The organism is Pseudoalteromonas sp. S2721 (assembly GCF_005887425.1).
Taxonomy (GTDB): domain Bacteria; phylum Pseudomonadota; class Gammaproteobacteria; order Enterobacterales; family Alteromonadaceae; genus Pseudoalteromonas; species Pseudoalteromonas simplex.
In genome coordinates this window covers 1-16,210 of record NZ_PNCZ01000061.1, presented here as the reverse complement: position 1 = coordinate 16,210, position 16,210 = coordinate 1, and the positions used below count along the sequence as shown (strand labels likewise).

General features: G+C 40.2%; 17 protein-coding genes. 9 read left to right on the top strand and 8 right to left on the bottom strand.

Annotated elements, in window-relative coordinates:
• Nucleotides 1-68 precede the first annotated feature (68 nt).
• Both CWC02_RS18060 and CWC02_RS18055 read left to right on the top strand, forming a co-directional pair.
• A complete protein-coding gene (locus CWC02_RS18060; RefSeq protein WP_138619658.1) occupies nt 69-608 on the top strand; it encodes a heme NO-binding domain-containing protein in 540 nt (179 codons plus the stop codon).
• A 1-nt stretch (nt 609) separates the two neighbouring features.
• Nucleotides 610-2,337 carry a response regulator gene (locus tag CWC02_RS18055; protein WP_138619657.1) on the top strand — a complete coding sequence of 576 codons (1,728 nt, stop codon included), beginning with the start codon at nt 610-612 and terminating at the stop codon, nt 2,335-2,337.
• Nucleotides 2,338-2,340: 3 nt separating this feature from the next.
• Here the strand turns inward: CWC02_RS18055 and CWC02_RS18050 are convergent, their stop codons facing one another.
• Nucleotides 2,341-3,477, bottom strand: coding sequence for a helix-turn-helix domain-containing protein (locus CWC02_RS18050; protein WP_249364134.1), 1,137 nt, complete (start codon nt 3,475-3,477; stop codon nt 2,341-2,343).
• Between the two features lie 224 nt (nt 3,478-3,701).
• On the opposite strand from CWC02_RS18050, the gene CWC02_RS18045 reads away from it, so the two are divergent.
• A complete protein-coding gene (locus CWC02_RS18045) occupies nt 3,702-4,514 on the top strand; it encodes a DUF2306 domain-containing protein (protein ID WP_249364133.1) in 813 nt (270 codons plus the stop codon).
• 66 nt (nt 4,515-4,580) lie between these two features.
• Here the strand turns inward: CWC02_RS18045 and CWC02_RS18040 are convergent, their stop codons facing one another.
• Complete coding sequence (locus CWC02_RS18040; protein ID WP_138619656.1) at nt 4,581-5,582, bottom strand: family 43 glycosylhydrolase; 1,002 nt, start codon at nt 5,580-5,582, stop codon at nt 4,581-4,583.
• Nucleotides 5,583-5,672: 90 nt separating this feature from the next.
• A complete protein-coding gene (locus tag CWC02_RS18035; protein ID WP_138619655.1) occupies nt 5,673-6,671 on the bottom strand; it encodes a Kelch repeat-containing protein in 999 nt (332 codons plus the stop codon).
• A gap of 172 nt (nt 6,672-6,843) precedes the next feature.
• Here CWC02_RS18035 and zigA point away from each other — a divergent pair, with 172 nt between their 5' ends.
• On the top strand, nt 6,844-8,040 hold the full coding sequence (gene zigA, locus CWC02_RS18030; protein WP_138619654.1) for a zinc metallochaperone GTPase ZigA: 1,197 nt from the start codon (nt 6,844-6,846) through the stop codon (nt 8,038-8,040).
• On the top strand, nt 8,040-8,708 hold the full coding sequence (locus CWC02_RS18025) for a DUF1826 domain-containing protein (protein ID WP_138619653.1): 669 nt from the start codon (nt 8,040-8,042) through the stop codon (nt 8,706-8,708). Before zigA ends, CWC02_RS18025 begins: the two co-directional genes overlap by 1 nt.
• A 69-nt stretch (nt 8,709-8,777) precedes the next feature.
• Here the strand turns inward: CWC02_RS18025 and CWC02_RS18020 are convergent, their stop codons facing one another.
• Nucleotides 8,778-9,563 (bottom strand): hypothetical protein, encoded by a 786-nt coding sequence (locus tag CWC02_RS18020; protein WP_138619652.1) that lies wholly within the window; start codon nt 9,561-9,563, stop codon nt 8,778-8,780.
• Nucleotides 9,564-9,693: 130 nt separating this feature from the next.
• Here CWC02_RS18020 and CWC02_RS18015 point away from each other — a divergent pair, with 130 nt between their 5' ends.
• A complete protein-coding gene (locus tag CWC02_RS18015; protein ID WP_138599871.1) occupies nt 9,694-10,167 on the top strand; it encodes a YqhA family protein in 474 nt (157 codons plus the stop codon).
• A 20-nt stretch (nt 10,168-10,187) separates the two neighbouring features.
• Here CWC02_RS18015 and CWC02_RS18010 read toward each other — a convergent pair whose 3' ends face one another.
• The 3 genes from CWC02_RS18010 to CWC02_RS18000 all read right to left on the bottom strand — a co-directional run bounded on the left by CWC02_RS18010 (nt 10,188) and on the right by CWC02_RS18000 (nt 13,165).
• Nucleotides 10,188-11,015 (bottom strand): hypothetical protein, encoded by an 828-nt coding sequence (locus CWC02_RS18010; protein WP_138599870.1) that lies wholly within the window; start codon nt 11,013-11,015, stop codon nt 10,188-10,190.
• Nucleotides 11,016-11,133: 118 nt separating this feature from the next.
• Nucleotides 11,134-12,288, bottom strand: a complete 1,155-nt coding sequence (locus CWC02_RS18005) for an iron-containing alcohol dehydrogenase (RefSeq protein ID WP_138619651.1) — start codon at nt 12,286-12,288, stop codon at nt 11,134-11,136.
• A 43-nt stretch (nt 12,289-12,331) separates the two neighbouring features.
• On the bottom strand, nt 12,332-13,165 hold the full coding sequence (locus CWC02_RS18000) for a type 1 glutamine amidotransferase domain-containing protein (protein ID WP_138619650.1): 834 nt from the start codon (nt 13,163-13,165) through the stop codon (nt 12,332-12,334).
• 106 nt (nt 13,166-13,271) lie between these two features.
• Between CWC02_RS18000 and CWC02_RS17995 the strand changes: the two genes are divergently transcribed.
• Nucleotides 13,272-14,171 carry a LysR family transcriptional regulator gene (locus tag CWC02_RS17995; RefSeq protein WP_138619649.1) on the top strand — a complete coding sequence of 300 codons (900 nt, stop codon included), beginning with the start codon at nt 13,272-13,274 and terminating at the stop codon, nt 14,169-14,171.
• Here CWC02_RS17995 and CWC02_RS17990 read toward each other — a convergent pair.
• On the bottom strand, nt 14,152-14,688 hold the full coding sequence (locus CWC02_RS17990) for a cysteine hydrolase family protein (protein ID WP_138619648.1): 537 nt from the start codon (nt 14,686-14,688) through the stop codon (nt 14,152-14,154). The two genes, CWC02_RS17995 and CWC02_RS17990, sit on opposite strands and share 20 nt — an antisense overlap.
• Nucleotides 14,689-14,807: 119 nt before the next feature.
• On the opposite strand from CWC02_RS17990, the gene CWC02_RS17985 reads away from it, so the two are divergent.
• Both CWC02_RS17985 and CWC02_RS17980 read left to right on the top strand, forming a co-directional pair.
• Nucleotides 14,808-15,755 carry a GlxA family transcriptional regulator gene (locus tag CWC02_RS17985; RefSeq protein ID WP_138619647.1) on the top strand — a complete coding sequence of 316 codons (948 nt, stop codon included), beginning with the start codon at nt 14,808-14,810 and terminating at the stop codon, nt 15,753-15,755.
• A gap of 43 nt (nt 15,756-15,798) precedes the next feature.
• Nucleotides 15,799-16,107 (top strand): hypothetical protein, encoded by a 309-nt coding sequence (locus CWC02_RS17980; RefSeq protein WP_054560743.1) that lies wholly within the window; start codon nt 15,799-15,801, stop codon nt 16,105-16,107.
• Nucleotides 16,108-16,210: the final 103 nt, after the last annotated feature.

Here is a 16,210-nt window from a genome sequence, read left to right as displayed (position 1 = left end):
TACATAAAAATTGTAAAACTCTTGTTTATATCTAAACTTTAAGTATGAAAAATCATTAGGCCAATTATATGAAAGGTATCGTCTTTACCGAGTTTTTAGAAATGGTCGAAAATGAGTTTTCTTATGAGGTCGCAGACAAAATCATTGAAGAAAACTCACTTACTTCAAACGGCGCTTACACCAGCGTTGGAAACTACGACAATAAAGAGCTGTTAATGTTGGTCAGCTCATTGAGCAAACATATAAACAAACCTGTTGATGAACTGGTTCATGCTTATGGTAAGTATTTGTTAAAGCGTTTTTTTGTTTTATTTCCACACTTTTTTGATAGTGTCGAAAGTACTTTTGAATTCCTTGATACCATTGACCAACACGTACATATTGAGGTTAAAAAGCTCTACAACGACGCTGAATTACCAAGCTTTGAAACTAAACGAATTAGCCAGAGCGAAATGCAAATGTTTTATCGCTCTGGTAACCCATTTGCATGTCTAGCTGAGGGCTTAATTGAGGGCGCATGCGAACATTTCAATGAAGTTATTACCGTTAAAAGCGAGATTGAGGATAACTATCAATCTGCCACTTTTACTCTAACAAAAGAAGCTTAATGTGGATGAAGAACTCTACAAACGTAGAATAGAACGAGAGCGCCAGGCTCGAAAAGAAGCCGAAGCGCTTTTAGAACAGAAGTCCTTAGAGTTATATGAAGCCAATATGACGCTAAAACATGCCGCCGAAAATCTAGAACAAGAAGTCATCATTCGCACCCAGGATTTAAATAAAGCCAAAGAGTTAGCCGATGCCGCCAACCAAGCTAAATCGATGTTTTTAGCGAATATGAGTCACGAAATCCGTACGCCAATGAATGCAATTCTAGGCATGGCCCACCTCGCCCTTGATACAGAATTAACCGACAAACAATATGATTACATTGAAAAAATCCAACTCTCGGCCAAATCACTGCTTGGTATTATCAATGACATTCTCGACTTTTCTAAAATAGAAGCCAATAAGCTCGAACTTGAAAATAGTGATTTTAATCTAAACAACTTTCTCGCTAACCTAGCTAATTTAGCCAGTAGCTTAATTGAGAAAAATAACATCGAAGTCATTTTTGAAATTGACGATGATATTCCTGAATTTTTAATCGGTGATGCACTTAGGCTCAATCAAGTTTTGTTAAATTTACTGAGCAATGCTATTAAGTTTTCAAACCAGCAAAATGTCACGCTAAAAATGACAAAAGAGTCACAAACCGATACCTCTATTTGTATTAAATTTCAGGTCATTGACCAAGGCATTGGTATGTCTCAAGAGCAAGTAAATAGTGTGTTTAAGCCTTTTTCACAAGCCGATGTTTCAACAACACGTAAGTTTGGCGGTACAGGTCTAGGTCTTGTTATCAGTAAAAAGATCATCGAGCTTATGGGTGGTCACATTGAGGTAAAAAGCCAATTAAACAAAGGGAGTTGCTTTAGTTTTGATGTGTCATTTGCGCTATCGGGTATGCAAAGCTGCCACGACACAAACATTTTCAAACATAAGCGAGCTCTTATTATTGAGCAAAGCGGCCAACCTGAAGCTATTCTCCAAAGCATGCTCAACACATTAAGCATCAATGTAAAAACTATTGATTGCATGGATGAAAAACTCTCTGAGGTCGATATTAGCCATAGTTACGACTTTATTTTTTTAGATTGGCACGTTTTAAACTGTGAACAAAATAACATTTTAGAAAACCTCAAAAAACAGCTTTCTATCGACATTAAAAAAACCATTATTCTCGCATCTTTTGAAAACCAACAAGTTAAAGACACGCTAAGTACGCTAGATAAAACCGTTGAAGAAATACTTTTAAAGCCGATTATAAAAGGGAACCTGTTGAAAACCCTTGAGCATGTGATGGGGATCGCTACTAAAAAGGAAAACAAAGTAGATAACACCTGTTTTAAAACGCTCGCAGGCTCAAAAATACTTCTCGTTGAAGACAACCCGCTAAACCAACAAGTCGCATCGCAAATATTGCGTTCAAATGGGTTTATTGTTGATATTGCAGAAGACGGCATTGCAGCGATTGAAGCTGTAGAAAAAGGCACATTCGATTGTATTTTGATGGACTGCCAAATGCCAAGAATGGATGGTTATACCGCCGCGAATAAAATTAAACAGCAATCAAAGTTTGCGCATATTCCAATCATCGCCATGACCGCCAACACCATGGAAGCCGACCTAACAAAAGCAAAAGAATCTGGCATGCAAGGTTACATCGCCAAGCCAATAGAAGTACAAACCATGTTTGAGGTCATTGCTGAGCATTTAACGCAAAAGCCTCTGTAACTTTTAGTCGGTAAGCTCTATGATTTTTTGTTCACCTATTGAGTTGTTCTGCTTACGAAACTCGTTAGGGTTAACCCCAACGATGCTTTTAAAAACACGGTTGAAGGTAGCAAGCGAAGAAAAACCACTTTCCATTGCAATACTAAGTATACTCCAATGACTTGCTTCGTCTTTTAGTAACAACCCTTGCGCATGCTGTATTCGGTACTGATTAATAAATAAATTAAAATTTGTAGCTTTAAAGTGGTAACGAATTGCCCTGCTGATCTTATACTCAGGTACTGCTAAAGCTTGGGCAAAATCAGAAATTTTCAAATTAGTTTGCAAATAAACCTGCTTATTGATGAGTGCTTCTATGCCAGTAATAAGCTCAGCCTCTACCTCACTATTTTCAGGTTGTTCAGCCTGATTGGTAACTTTCACTACCTTTTCAGAGTTCAGCACTTTGCTATCAACAGCTTCAGGTACGCTGTTGTGGGCATGTTTTTGCAAGAACATTACTAGCTGCATGGCAAATACAATCAACAATGCAGATGAGGTAATTATAAGCGGCTCAAATTGTCGAAATTCGCTCTCACTGAATAAAAATTTAGGCAAAATGCTGGCATTAAATACAGCTAAGAAGTAGCAGCTAGCAAAAATCTTTGCCTGCAACTTTTGCGTTTGTGTTTTACCTTTATAACCCCGTAATGCTTCCCAAAAAGACAACACCAGAATACTTGAAGAGAGCAGTACCGTTATTTCGGCCATACCTTGCTTTAAACGCCACATAAATTGGCTATCAGGGAAAAGCTCTACATCAATACTCACCAAATAATGCCACGTCTGGTTAAACATAATTAACCCCGCAATAGCAGTTGCCACTGCAATATGCACCTTAGTAATAGGCTTTTTCTCTCGAAATAAAGTCCGTGAGATAAGCCAAGCCATATTACAAGTTGCGCAGGTAAATAAGCCAATTAAATAACTGTAAACACCAATACTGGGCGCACTAATTTTTTGCACCCCAACCATACAAAGCGAGCCACAAAATACAGCAAACAGATAATGAATAAGTTGCTTTTCTTTTTTCATGCCATTTAGCAGCATGAGCCCCATACAAACGAAAACGAGTAAGTAATAAGGGGATGTATTTTGCATAACTCTTCATGCCTTAAATTGGGTGATTGATGAATTTTTTACCAATCAGATAAGTGTACTTTTTCAAAATCAACATAGCAAAAAGAGTTTGTTAGTGAATGTGTCAAACCCTGTGTGAGTTCTCATAAATAATCACAATATTTTATTGATCAAATTTCGAATTTGAGAAGAGTTTCTTCTCTAGCCCTTTATATTTGCGGTATTAGAAAAATATAATGGATTTGATGATGTTTAACAAAAATAGCAAACTCACGCCTTTAAAGGCGCTCGAATACAGTAAAAAGATTTGGTTTAGTAGCCTGATAATGGCGCAAACTTGCTTTGTGATTTACCTCATTCTTGGTTATGGAGTGACAGGGTTAACTACAGGTCTTTCTGGTTGGAACCGACTTAATAACACCGCTTATGTTGCCAATGATGCAACGGGGAATTTGATGTATGCAGTGCATGTATTATTTGCTGTCGTGATGATCCTTGGCGGAAGCTTACAGCTGATTGAAAAACTGAGAACAAAATACCGAACATTTCATCGCTATAATGGCCGTGTATTTGTTGTTTTAGCTTGCTGTATTTCATTTGCTGGCATGTATTTAATGATAGTAAGGGGCACCGTTGGTAATACCTTAATGCATGCGCTGACAATGTTTGGCGGCTTAGTGGTTATCGTATCAAGTCTATTTGCGGTTACAACCGCAAGGGCTCGTAACTTTAACGCCCATCAAGTATGGGCCATACGCTTATATCTTGCCGCTAACGGTGTGTTGTTTTTTAGATTATTAATATTTGCATGGTTTTTAGTATTTGGCACCTTAGGCGTCGATACCGCCACATTCACAGGGCCTGCCGTGCTTGCTGTTAGCCTTTGCTCTTACTTAGTCCCCCTTTTAATAGCCGAACTTGTCCGCTATGCAGCTCGCACGAATATTACCTTTATCACTATCGGCACCGCCTGTTTGATGACGCTAATATCAATCGTGTTCTTAATCGGCTTATTTGGGGTGACTATGGCAAACTGGTACCCAGCTATTGTTAGCTAACTAAACCTCATACAATAAAGCCACCTGAGTAGGTGGCTTTGTAAGCGAATTTTGAATCACTGTAAATTAATACAATTCAAATAGCGGACGACCATTTTCGTCGTATTTTACTTCCATCACACGAGCGTGGCGGTTTGGATCGTAAAGTGGATCTTTTACTATTTCCTCAAGTGGACGAGTGTCTGTTTTTGGCACCACACTTGGTTCACCAACTGCGTGCTCATAGTCTCGGGCATGGTAAATACACAGTGGTGTTTCACCATCTTCAGCTACTGTAAAACAGTTATGACCTGGACCAAAAATTTTCTTATCAACACTTGTTTCAAGTACTGGCATACGTGTTTTGGTCCACGAATTACGATCAAGTAAATCGCTGTTTTCATCAGCTTCCATATAGCCCATACAGTAACATGCACCTGTTGCGCTTGCAGAGAAAGCAATGAAGATTTTACCGTTATTTTTAAGTACTGCAGGGCCTTCGTTTACCCAAAAGTCGACACGTTCCCAATCGTAATCAGGTGTCGTCAGCATAAACTGCGCTGTTTTTAACTTAATTGGAGATTCCATCTGTGCTAAATACAGGTTGGATGCCGCAAATTGACCACCCGTTTTCTCTGCCCAGCAGAAGTAACGCTTACCGTTATTTTCAAAAATAGTGGCATCTAGAGAAAAATCAGTGAATGACTTTTCATCGCCCTCAGCCGCTTGCATCATGCCAAGCTCAACCCATTCATCATTTAACGGATCTTGACCTTTACACTCAAGCACATACGGGCGTAATGCCCAAATATCACTTTCTTCACTCGCTGCAAAATAGATATACCATTTGCCATCGAGGTAATGAATTTCAGGTGCCCAGATATGACGACTCATCGGGCCGCTGTCATGTTTGAACCAAATATCAAAGGTTTCAGCGTCTTTTAGGCCCTCTAATGTCGCAGCCCTACGAAGTTCAATGCGATCATAAGTTGGTACAGAACCGGTAAAATAATAAAAACCATCGCTGTGCTTATGCACAAATGGATCGGCACGCTGCTCTACTAACGGACTATTTGTTTGTAATGTCATCTTGAAACCTGATCGTTAAATTTTAATTTGTATTATTTTATTACTTTTTAATAAGAATACAAATATAACATTATTTTTAACAGACAGTAATCATAAACCTTTCATACCTTCAAGCAGCACATTTGCATTATTCACTTCACGGCTCGTTTCAGAAAGTCCTACCTTTGTGGCGCCACCCACTAGCCAAATTTGGCTGTTTAACGTAACAGCCCCTAAACCGTGGCGTGGCGTTTGCCACTCGAAAGATTTGCGCCATTGCTGCTTAGACAAATCATAGCTAAAAACCTCACGATCAACTCCTTTGCTATGTTCACCGCCAAACACAGTGATAGCATTATCAATAACCGCTGCCGCATGCCCTGCCCGTGCTTTAGGGAGTGCTGCATGTGCTTGCCAAGTGTCTTTTTCGGGTAAGTATTCGAGCATGTCAGTGATAGGCTCACCGCCAACGGTTCTGCCACCTAGTACAAACCAACGACCATTTACTTGTGCACTCGCCGCACTGTTTCTAGCTGAAGGTAAAGGAGCCGCTTCTGTAAATGTGAAGCTATTAGGATCAAACACTAAATGCGCACTCACATCTAAACTATGTTGCCATTGCCCATTTTTCTCACTGTTTGGGCTGCGGCCACCAGCTAAATGCACTTTACCATTAAGCACGGCGCCCACCGTTTCGCTTAATGCAAAAGGTAAACTCGCCACTTTTTGCCATGCGTTAGCACCTTCATTGAGCATTAACACATCACGGCTATTGGTCCATTGGCCTTGGCTATTAACAAAACCTCCAAAAGCAAATAGTCTGTTTTCTACTGCGATTAAATACGTGTGATGACGCCCTTCAGGCAAACTCGGGGCTGATTGCCAACTTGCATAATCAGGCGACCAAAAATGAACTTTTGCAGTCATCTTACCCGCTGATGCTGGCAGCTCAGTAGAGATACCACCCGCAACCCAAATCTGTTGATTCATGACTGTTGGGTAAATTTCTTGAATGGCTTCAGGGAGCTTTGGTGCTAACGGCTCTTTTGCCGATAACGTATAAGATGAACAAGTAATAGAAAATGCTAACAACAGTTTGGCTAAGCGCATATAAGTCCTTAATAAGCAATTAATTAGCTAAAGACTAAGCTAGCTGTACCTATTAGTACACTGCCAAATAGTCTTACTCGAACAACGATTACTATTCCTAAACGCCCCCTTATTGATATATTATAACAAAACATTTATCGTATTTTGTTTAATCTTATTAAGGGTCACTACTATGAGCAAACTTCCCGTCACCGTGCTCTCTGGCTTTTTAGGTGCAGGTAAAACCACTGTGCTCAGCCATATTTTAAATAACCGTGAAGACAAAAAAGTGGCTGTAATCGTCAATGATATGAGCGAAATAAACATCGATGCAGCAACAGTTAAAAACGATGTTTCGCTGAGCCGAGGCGAAGAAAAACTAGTAGAAATGAGCAATGGTTGCATTTGCTGCACACTGCGTGAAGACTTACTCATTGAAGTACGCGCTTTAGCGCAAACGGGCCAGTTTGATTATTTGGTTATCGAATCAACGGGTATTTCTGAGCCCCTTCCTGTTGCCGAAACATTTACCTTTGCCGATGAAGATGGCGTGTCACTTTCTGATGTTGCAAGGCTTGATACCATGGTCACGGTCGTTGATGCCGTTAACTTTTTAAACGACTTTAACGAAGCCAAATTTTTACAAGAAACCAACGAGCATTTAGGCGAAGAAGATGAGCGAAGCGTGGCCGACTTACTCATTGATCAAGTTGAGTTTGCTGATGTTATTTTAATTAGTAAAACAGACTTAATTAGCGCCGATGAGCTTGAGAGTTTAAAAGCCATTTTAAGCTCATTAAATACTTCTGCAGAGCTAATTGCCATTGAAAATGGCCAAGTTGATATCAATAAAATTCTCGGCACGGGCCTGTTTAACTTTGAAAAAGCTCAGCAAGCACCTGGCTGGCTAAAAGAGCTGCGCGGCGAGCATACCCCAGAAACCGAAGAATACGGTATTAGCAGCTTTATTTACGGAGCCCGCCGCCCTTTTCACCCTGAAAAATTTTATAACTTTATTCATAACAATCAGCGCGAAGGCAAATTACTTCGTTCCAAGGGCTACTTTTGGTTAGCCTCTCGACCACAATTTGCTTGCCAATGGAATCAAGCTGGCGGCATAGCCCGCTATGGTTTTGGCGGGGTATTTTGGAAAGCCTTACCGAAAGATCAGTGGCCTACAGATAGCGACTACTTAGATTCAATTAACCAAGTATGGCAAGAACCCTTTGGTGATATGCGCCAAGAGCTGGTTTTTATTGGTCAAAACCTCAATCAAGCAGCGATCATTCAAGCTCTCGATAACTGCTTACTTAGCGACGATGAACTATTAGCAAGCAAAGCGCTTTGGCAAACCCTGCCCGATCCATTTCCTGTCTGGGAGGAAGCATAATGACAGCCTACGCATTAGAACATGACACTGATAACCTACCATCAGCGGCCGCAACAGCGCTAAGCCCTGTGGTGTTTTCACAAATTTATAAACCTGAGCATAACATTGTAATTTGGCAACGTAACTTATCTCAGCAGCTGCAATCAGAAGTAGCTGATAGTATTACAGCCAACCCAGAACTCAGCATTAACGCTGTGATCAATCAAAACAGCATTGTGGCTGACATTGATAAAGCCCTTGAAAAACTACCTCAAACAAAAGAGCTTAAAGCCGACCTCGCTCAGCTTGTTGATATGTTTTGTTATTTATTTGAGTTAAAGCGCACCGGATTACGTTTAAGAGTTCTTGAACGTGCCATGTGCCCACGTTTTCATGTTGATAAAGTCCCTTGCCGGTTAGTCAGCACATATTATGGTAGTGGTTCGCAGTGGTTGCAAAATGCAGGACTTGATCGCACCAAACTTGGCGCTGGTCATCAAGGATTAAGCGATGAAGAATCAGGCTTAATGACAGCAAATGCTAAAATTCACTCTCTAAATGTCGGTGATGTAGCCTTATTAAAAGGCGAAACTTGGCAAGATAACGAAGGCAAAGGCCTTGTGCACCGCTCACCAGCACTCGCTGCTGGCGAAAAACGACTACTTGTAACCCTCGACTTTATTGCTTAATACGAGCGTACCTGTTGCGTCTATTGATTTTAATAGGCGCTATTTCATTCAAGAACACACAACAACTGCTCATGGCTTTAAATTAACGAAAAGCATACTAAGCGCACTTGCAATTGCTGTTAGAGCAAACATCCTTAGTAACAAAATTAAGACATTCCCTGCACCACCAGCAAAAGTGCCTTTAAAGCTTAATGGGTAGCCATGAAAAACCATTAAATATAATACGTTAAAAAGCCCTACCCGCATCCCGTCAATTTCATGGGTATCACCATTTTTTAAGTGAATTTCACACACATGCAAGGTGGGTAATCTAACTCGTGGTTCGCCAAACTTTCGTTTGCGTTTTAGATCCATCGTATAGTGAAATAACACCTCTGCGATTTGGTTTTTAGCAATGATGAGAGTGTGATTTTGGTGCTCTTTAAAAGTCAATTTATCAACTTTAAGCTCATCCTTGCTTATGCTCATTGCCCATTTAGAACCAAAGCCATACTTCTTGTAAGTCATGATGCGTTTGGTAATAAACACCAATAAAAAGCTTATAAGGGAAATTAAAAAAGCCAACCATGGGTTAAAAGCATCTACTAAATAAAAACTAGATAGTGAAATTGCGCATACCATAAGTGCAAAAAAAACTTCGGTCCACCCAGATAACGTCGCTAAACCTGGGAGAGATTCTAGTTCTGTTATTGACTCTTCGGTTAGTGACGATTTTCCTTTAAAGGCTGCATATCGAAACCATTTTTTATCATTTAAATCCAGTTCCAGTGAGTGCTTAGCCATAGAACCCATAAACATCCCTTTTAAAATAAAGCTAAATAAGAACAACCTTTGTTGTTCCTTAAACTTATACACAACCCGACCTTACGAGTAAATACTCAAAGAACTAATAAGTTAGGTTTAACTTGGCATATAATAAGTTCAGTAATTAATCAAAAACCAGCTAAGCTTCGTATATTAAAGAAATTAATTTGTGTGAGTTGATATGGAGCGCCTTTTTCAAAATAGCCGGTTTTTAGTCATCATCGCGATTATCACTACAGCAATTTCATCATTACTTGTTTACATTGCCTGTGTGAATATCGTTTTCAATGTTGTTAAAGTCACCATCACCGCGCTACCTGACTCAGCAAAAGGGGGGAAAGAGTTAATTGTCGAGCTTTTAAAAATTCTCGACTTATTACTTATCGGTATTACTCTTCAAGTCATTACCATCAGTCTGTACCGGCTATTTATATCGCCCTCAACAACAAAAAGCAGCCAGTTTTTGGCCGCCTTTCATATCGAAGATTTTCATGACTTAAAAATTACTTTAGTGCAGGTAACATCTGTGATTTTGGTGATTCTGTTTTTAGAACACGCCGTTGAGTTTGGCGGCACAATAGAAACCCTCTACCTTGGTATTTCTATTGCGATTGTGGTTGCAGCCTCGACCTTTGCATGGCGCTCAATGAAATAGTGAATACTCACTACGTTAGTTTATTTTTCAGGGTAACGTAGCTGATATTGCTCTTTCATCGCGGCATTAAACCGCTCAAGTAAACTGCCCTTTTGGGGTTCTTTAGCCAGTTCGAGCAAATCAATTTTTAAGTGGTTATGTTCATTAAATTGGCTAGCAAACGTGCCCATCATTGCTGATTCAAACTTACCATCAGTGAGCAGTTCAAGTACCTGATTACCAAATTGAAACGCCTCGTACTCATTAAGTAGTGTTAAAAAATCACTAAATGATGCGCCCGATAAGTTACTCTGCGTTTTAAATGCGCTTAAGTAACCTTTTGCTAATAAGTTTTGCTCTTTAAAGGCTAGCTGAAATTGGTATGCATGGCGGGTTTCGTGTAATAAAAACGCTAATGGCGCATAAACTTCCATCTCTTTGAGCTTATCTGGGTTTAAATAAACTAATCCTGCACCTGGGTAACGTACATCAAACACAAAATTAACTGCTCTTTGCGGATACAAGGTGTTATTTATCACCAAGGTTGGTGCTGTAATAGCAAAGCTTTTAATTTCAATTGCAAACACCTCTGGTAGTAAAGCCATTCGCTGCTCAAACGATAGCGCTTCCCAGTTCATTAACTTTTTATAAAGCGCTTTATTTTGCTTTAAGGCGTTGACCAGTTTTTCTGCATCAAGTTGTCTTTGCTTATGTGCTTGCTCTAACCAAGGAATATTAGATTCACTGAGCGCGTATGCTGTTGGCGTTTGTTTTTGCAATGCTTCATTAGCATAAAACTTTGCAGGTTCTGCATAGACAAAGCAAGATAAAGCTAAACAAGCGCTTGAAAATAAATGGGTAAGTTTCATGGTGTGATTTTTATCGATAATTTATTGCCTAGATTTTACTAGCTTATGCAATAGAATTAAACGTCTTCAATTTTTTAAAAAGGCGTAACAGCTTATGTTACGCCTTTAAATTTAAGCCCTAAAGTGCAAGCGCTAATATTTGCTTAACTTTCGCTAAATCAATATCACCGTGTTCACCTAGCGTAGTTAACTCATTCTTTTCTAAGTTATTAACAACCGCGTCGATTGCTTGTTCATCAAGGTCATAATCAGCAAGGCGTGTTTTCACAGCCATTGCTTCGAAGAAGTCTTGCACTGCTTTAATCGTTTTATCGATTTGTTCAGCTTCATCGCTATAATTAAAACCAAACACTCGCTCACCAAGCTGCTGAATTTTAATAGACTTCTGCTCTTTTTGAACATGCATTAGCGCAGGTAAAACAATCGCTAGTGTTTGTGCGTGATCAAGATTATAAAGTGCTGTTAATTCATGACCAATCATATGTGTAGACCAATCTTGCGGTACACCCTGACCAATCAAACCATTCAGTGCCATTGTAGCCGACCACATAACATTGGCTCTTACATCATAGTTTTGCGGTTCGCTCAGCGCTTTAGGTCCTTCGCTGATCAAAGTTTGTAAAATACCTTCTGCAAAGCGGTCTTGTAATGGCGCATTTACTGGGTAAGTTAAGTACTGCTCAATAACGTGTACAAACGCATCTACAACACCATTACTTACTTGGCGCTCTGGTAACGAAAAAGTATATTCAGGATCAAGTACTGCAAAAACTGGTTGCACACTCGGTGATGAAAAAGCACGTTTCTGCGACGTCTCTTTTTTAGTAACCACTGAGTTGCCGTTACTCTCAGAGCCAGTTGCAGGTAAAGTTAATACTGCACCAATAGGAAGCGGGTTACTAAACTCAGCACCTTTAACAAGGATATCCCACGGCTCACCTGCAAAGTTATAAGCTGCTGCAACAAACTTAGCGCCATCAATAACACTGCCACCGCCAACAGCTAAAATAAAGTTAACATTATGCTCTTTAGCAGTTGCCACAGCTTGCATCAATGTTTCGTATGTTGGGTTAGGTTCAACACCACCAAACTCTATAACATCAACATCGGCTAACGCACTCATTGCTTGGCCGTAAACGCCATTTTTCTTTATTGAGCCACCACCAAAAAGTAATAGTACTTTAGCGTTTTCTGGTAAACGTGACGTGATCTCACTCATTTGACCTTTACCAAACAAAATTTCGGTTTGATTTTTATAAATAAAATTCAACATTTAAATGCCCCTTAAATTAGGTTTAAATTGCTAATTAGCTAATTTACTTAGCTAACATTTCTAAAAGTTTTTCTGCTAATAATTTATCTGAAAACGGGTTTTGCCCCGTAATGAGTTCGCGGTCAACAACCACATTAGGCTGCCACTCACTAGCGAATGCCATATTTCCACCGGCGTTTTCCATTGCCATAGCTGGATAAAACTTAAGCTTTTTACCTTCTAAACTGCTTTCAAAAACACGCTCTTCAGGGTCTGAAAAAATAGTCATTTTATAGCCGTCATAAATCCAGTTGTTAGCCGCTGCCTTTTCGCCATCTTTTATTGCTTGATAATAAGAATTTGGCTGAACTTGTGCCGACAACAACGTAATTGGGCCATGGCAAATTGCCGCTGTTGGTTTACCTTGCTTATTAAAATGACGCAAAATCTCACCCACTTCTGGGTTGTTTGCTAAATCAATTAAAGGTGCATGGCCTCCAGGGATAAACACAGCCTCATATTGGCTTAAGTCACCCGCTAAAATTTCGCTCAAACTCGCGGTATCATTGATATCAGGAAGTGATGCTACAAAACGCTGAATGCTCTGCATTTTAGCTTCATCACCATCAAAGTAATCGGCGCTCACTGATTTTTTATCTACTTGAGGCGCATTACCTTTAGGTGTTGCAAGTACAAGCTCATAACCCGCATCAACTAATGCTTTTGCTGGCACACCAAACTCATTTAGGTAGTAGCCTGTTTCAATGCTCTGGCCGTCAGCTAAATCCATAGTTGTTTCACTTGATAAAATAACCAACACTTCGCCTTCACCCGCCACTGCAAACATCGACATAGTTGATGCAGCAACAAGCGTTAGTCGCTGTAATATCTTTTTCATAATTCGTCCTCTTAGAAAGTGAAGTTATCATAGTGAGTTTGCGGGGCGAGTAGAATTCGGATAAATTAAGAGGAGCAATCAGAATATTTATGGCTCGTACAGTTACATGTCTTATCTCACGCAATTAAAAACCTTTGTTGAAGTTTATCGTTGTAAAAATATTACGAAGGCGGCGGCTAATTTAGGCTTATCTCAGCCTTCAGTGACTTCTCATATTCAAGCAATGGAAACTGTAGTTGGTAAATCTTTATTTGAGCGCAAAGCCCGCGGTGTTACTCCGACCGCTGCAGCACATGATCTAGCGCTGCAGGTTTCTGGTCATATTGATATATTAGAGCAAAAGATCATGTCGATACGGGCACGTTCTGATGCCGCACATGGCACTGTTAATATTGCAGGACCTGCCGAATATATTAGTAGTGTATCGGGGCCACAAATTGCCAACTTACTGCAATCTGGCAATGTAAATCTTGTTCTGCATATTGGTAATAAAGTGAGAATTTTTGATGCCTTGCAATCAGGTACTGCAGATATTGCTATTGCCGCATCAGCGCCTGATCCAGCACTATTCGATAGCCTAGTGCTCGACAAAGAAAAGCTCATTTTGGTGATGAACCGTTTACATGGCCGAGAAATCAAAGACAGCACCATTACCGCAGATTTACTCTCAAGCTACAATGTCGTTGCTTATGATGAAGAGCTGCCTTTGATAAGACAATACTTTGAAGCTGTATTCAACGCAAAATGCCACTCAAACGTCATTGCTATTTGCCCGGACATACGTGCTATTAGCAATATTATTCGTTCAGGTATTGGTTATTCTGTATTACCCGATTACCTTTGTCGCGATCAGATAAAAGCCGGGGAGCTTGTGCAACTGGGGCCCGAAGGCCCAGAAAACATAATTTACTTAGTTTGGAACAAAGGGGCATTAAAACACCCCCGTATTGCATTTGCCAAAGATGTTATTTCGGCCTTTGCAAATATTAATTACTTTGCAAACTAAGCAAGGCTTGCTTTGCGTCTAGCAGTTTTACTCGTGGGGCAAGCGCATTTAGTGCGATTAAATGTAGCATTTCAGATACTGTTGTACTCACATCCGTTAAAACTGCCACATCGTACTCTTTAGCTTGTTCTGAGATAGCTGTATGAGTCACACAGTTTTGCGTCATCATGCCTGCGATCAATAGTTTTTTAATACCATGCAACTTTAAGACATCTTCTAAATTAGTTTGATGAAAGCTGTCTGCATAGTGTTTTACAACCACAGGGGCTTCTGGTGCTGCATTTAAAATATCAGGATGAATATCAACACCTTCTGTACCTTCATTAAAAAATGGCGCTAAACCCTGAGAAGGATCAGCAACATGCTGAATATGAATAGGTAAAACCCCGTGCTCTGTGGCTTGTTTTATCACATCTACGAGCTGATCTTTTACTTGTTTAGCCTGCCATAAAGGAAACGCGCCATCCTCAAAGTAATCATTCTGTAAGTCGATAATTAGTAATGCTGTGTTTGTCATTGTATAAACCCTTTTTCATTGTATTGACGCCTAGTTTGCTGAATTTTTAACGTATCAAACAGTGACCCAAACACCATTTATCGATAATATTGGGCCAAAGTGTTTGATAAGGCTTTACCATGAATGTTGCAGTATTAGCATTTCCAAATATCAGTCCATTTCACCTTGCAGTACCATGCATGGTGTTTGGTGAAGGCGCTCGCTCAGCTGGTATTAAAGAATTTAACTTAGCAGTGTGCAGCGAAAGTAAAGCTGTAATGCCCTCAAGCGCGGGGTTTGATATTCAAGCGCATCACTCAATAACAAAGTTTGATCAAGCAGATATTATAATTATTCCGTCTTGGCCATCACCTGAAACAGCCCCCTCTAAAGAATTAGCAACCAGTTTGCTAAACGCGCATAGCCGTGGCGCTATAATTGTAGGGCTTTGTTTAGGCGCTTATGCGTTAGCGCACATTGGGCTTTTAGATAATATTGAAGCAACTACCCACTGGGCATACAGCGATGACTTCAAAGCGCGCTTTGCAAAAGTGAAACTTAACAATCAAGTGCTTTACCTTGAACATAATCGGCTATATACATCGGCAGGAACAGCGGCAGCCATTGATTGTTGCTTATATTTAGTTCGCAAATTTTTAGGAAGCGAGCAAACTAATGCTATTGCCAGAATGATGGTAACTGCGCCGTATCGCACTGGCGGGCAAACACAATTTATTGCCCTACCCATCCCGCAAAATGTTGCTGATGAGCGTTTAGCAAGCTTACTTGAACAGATGCAAAAAAACTTAGCTAGCAACCATACGATTGATACACTCGCAGAGCAAATGCACATGAGCCGACGCACCTTTACCCGCCACTTTCAATCGCTTACTGGACAGAGCGTTGGGCAGTGGCTGTTAAATCAACGTTTAAACCACGCGCAGCGACTTCTTGAGTCAACTGATTTACCTCTAGAACATTTAGCCGAGCAATGCGGCTTTGGCTCATCTGTTACTTTACGTCACCATTTTCGCTCTCAGTTTGGTTTATCACCGCGAGACTGGCGTAATGCATTCCGCCAAGCATGAAGCTTAGGTATAATTAGTTTTTCGACTCGATTTTGGTTTTTAAATGAAAAAGCTTTCTAAAGTACAATTAAAACAGCAAGCCCTTGTATTAAATGTTGCCGACGCCCTTGAAGAGCAAGGTCGCGCAGAACTTGAAGGCATGTTGCAATGCTGGTTTGATGTGGAATACCACTTATTCCCAGGCTCATTGCTATTATGTTTTCAATTTGAAAACCAGCAAACACTCGATGCAGCGACCCCAGAGCTATTAAAATGGCAAAAACGTCTTAGTGGCGCAATGCTGAAAAAAGGCGTGATTTTAAAAGACATGCGCAGGCATTTAGTGTTTACCCTAAAAGGCCCAGACGATTAAATGAGGTGAGTTGCGAGTTAGCAAGTTGGCAAAATTGTAGCAGCGATTTTATATCGCGTAGGAATGATCACAGGTGCTAGGTGCTAGGTGCTAGGTGCTAGCA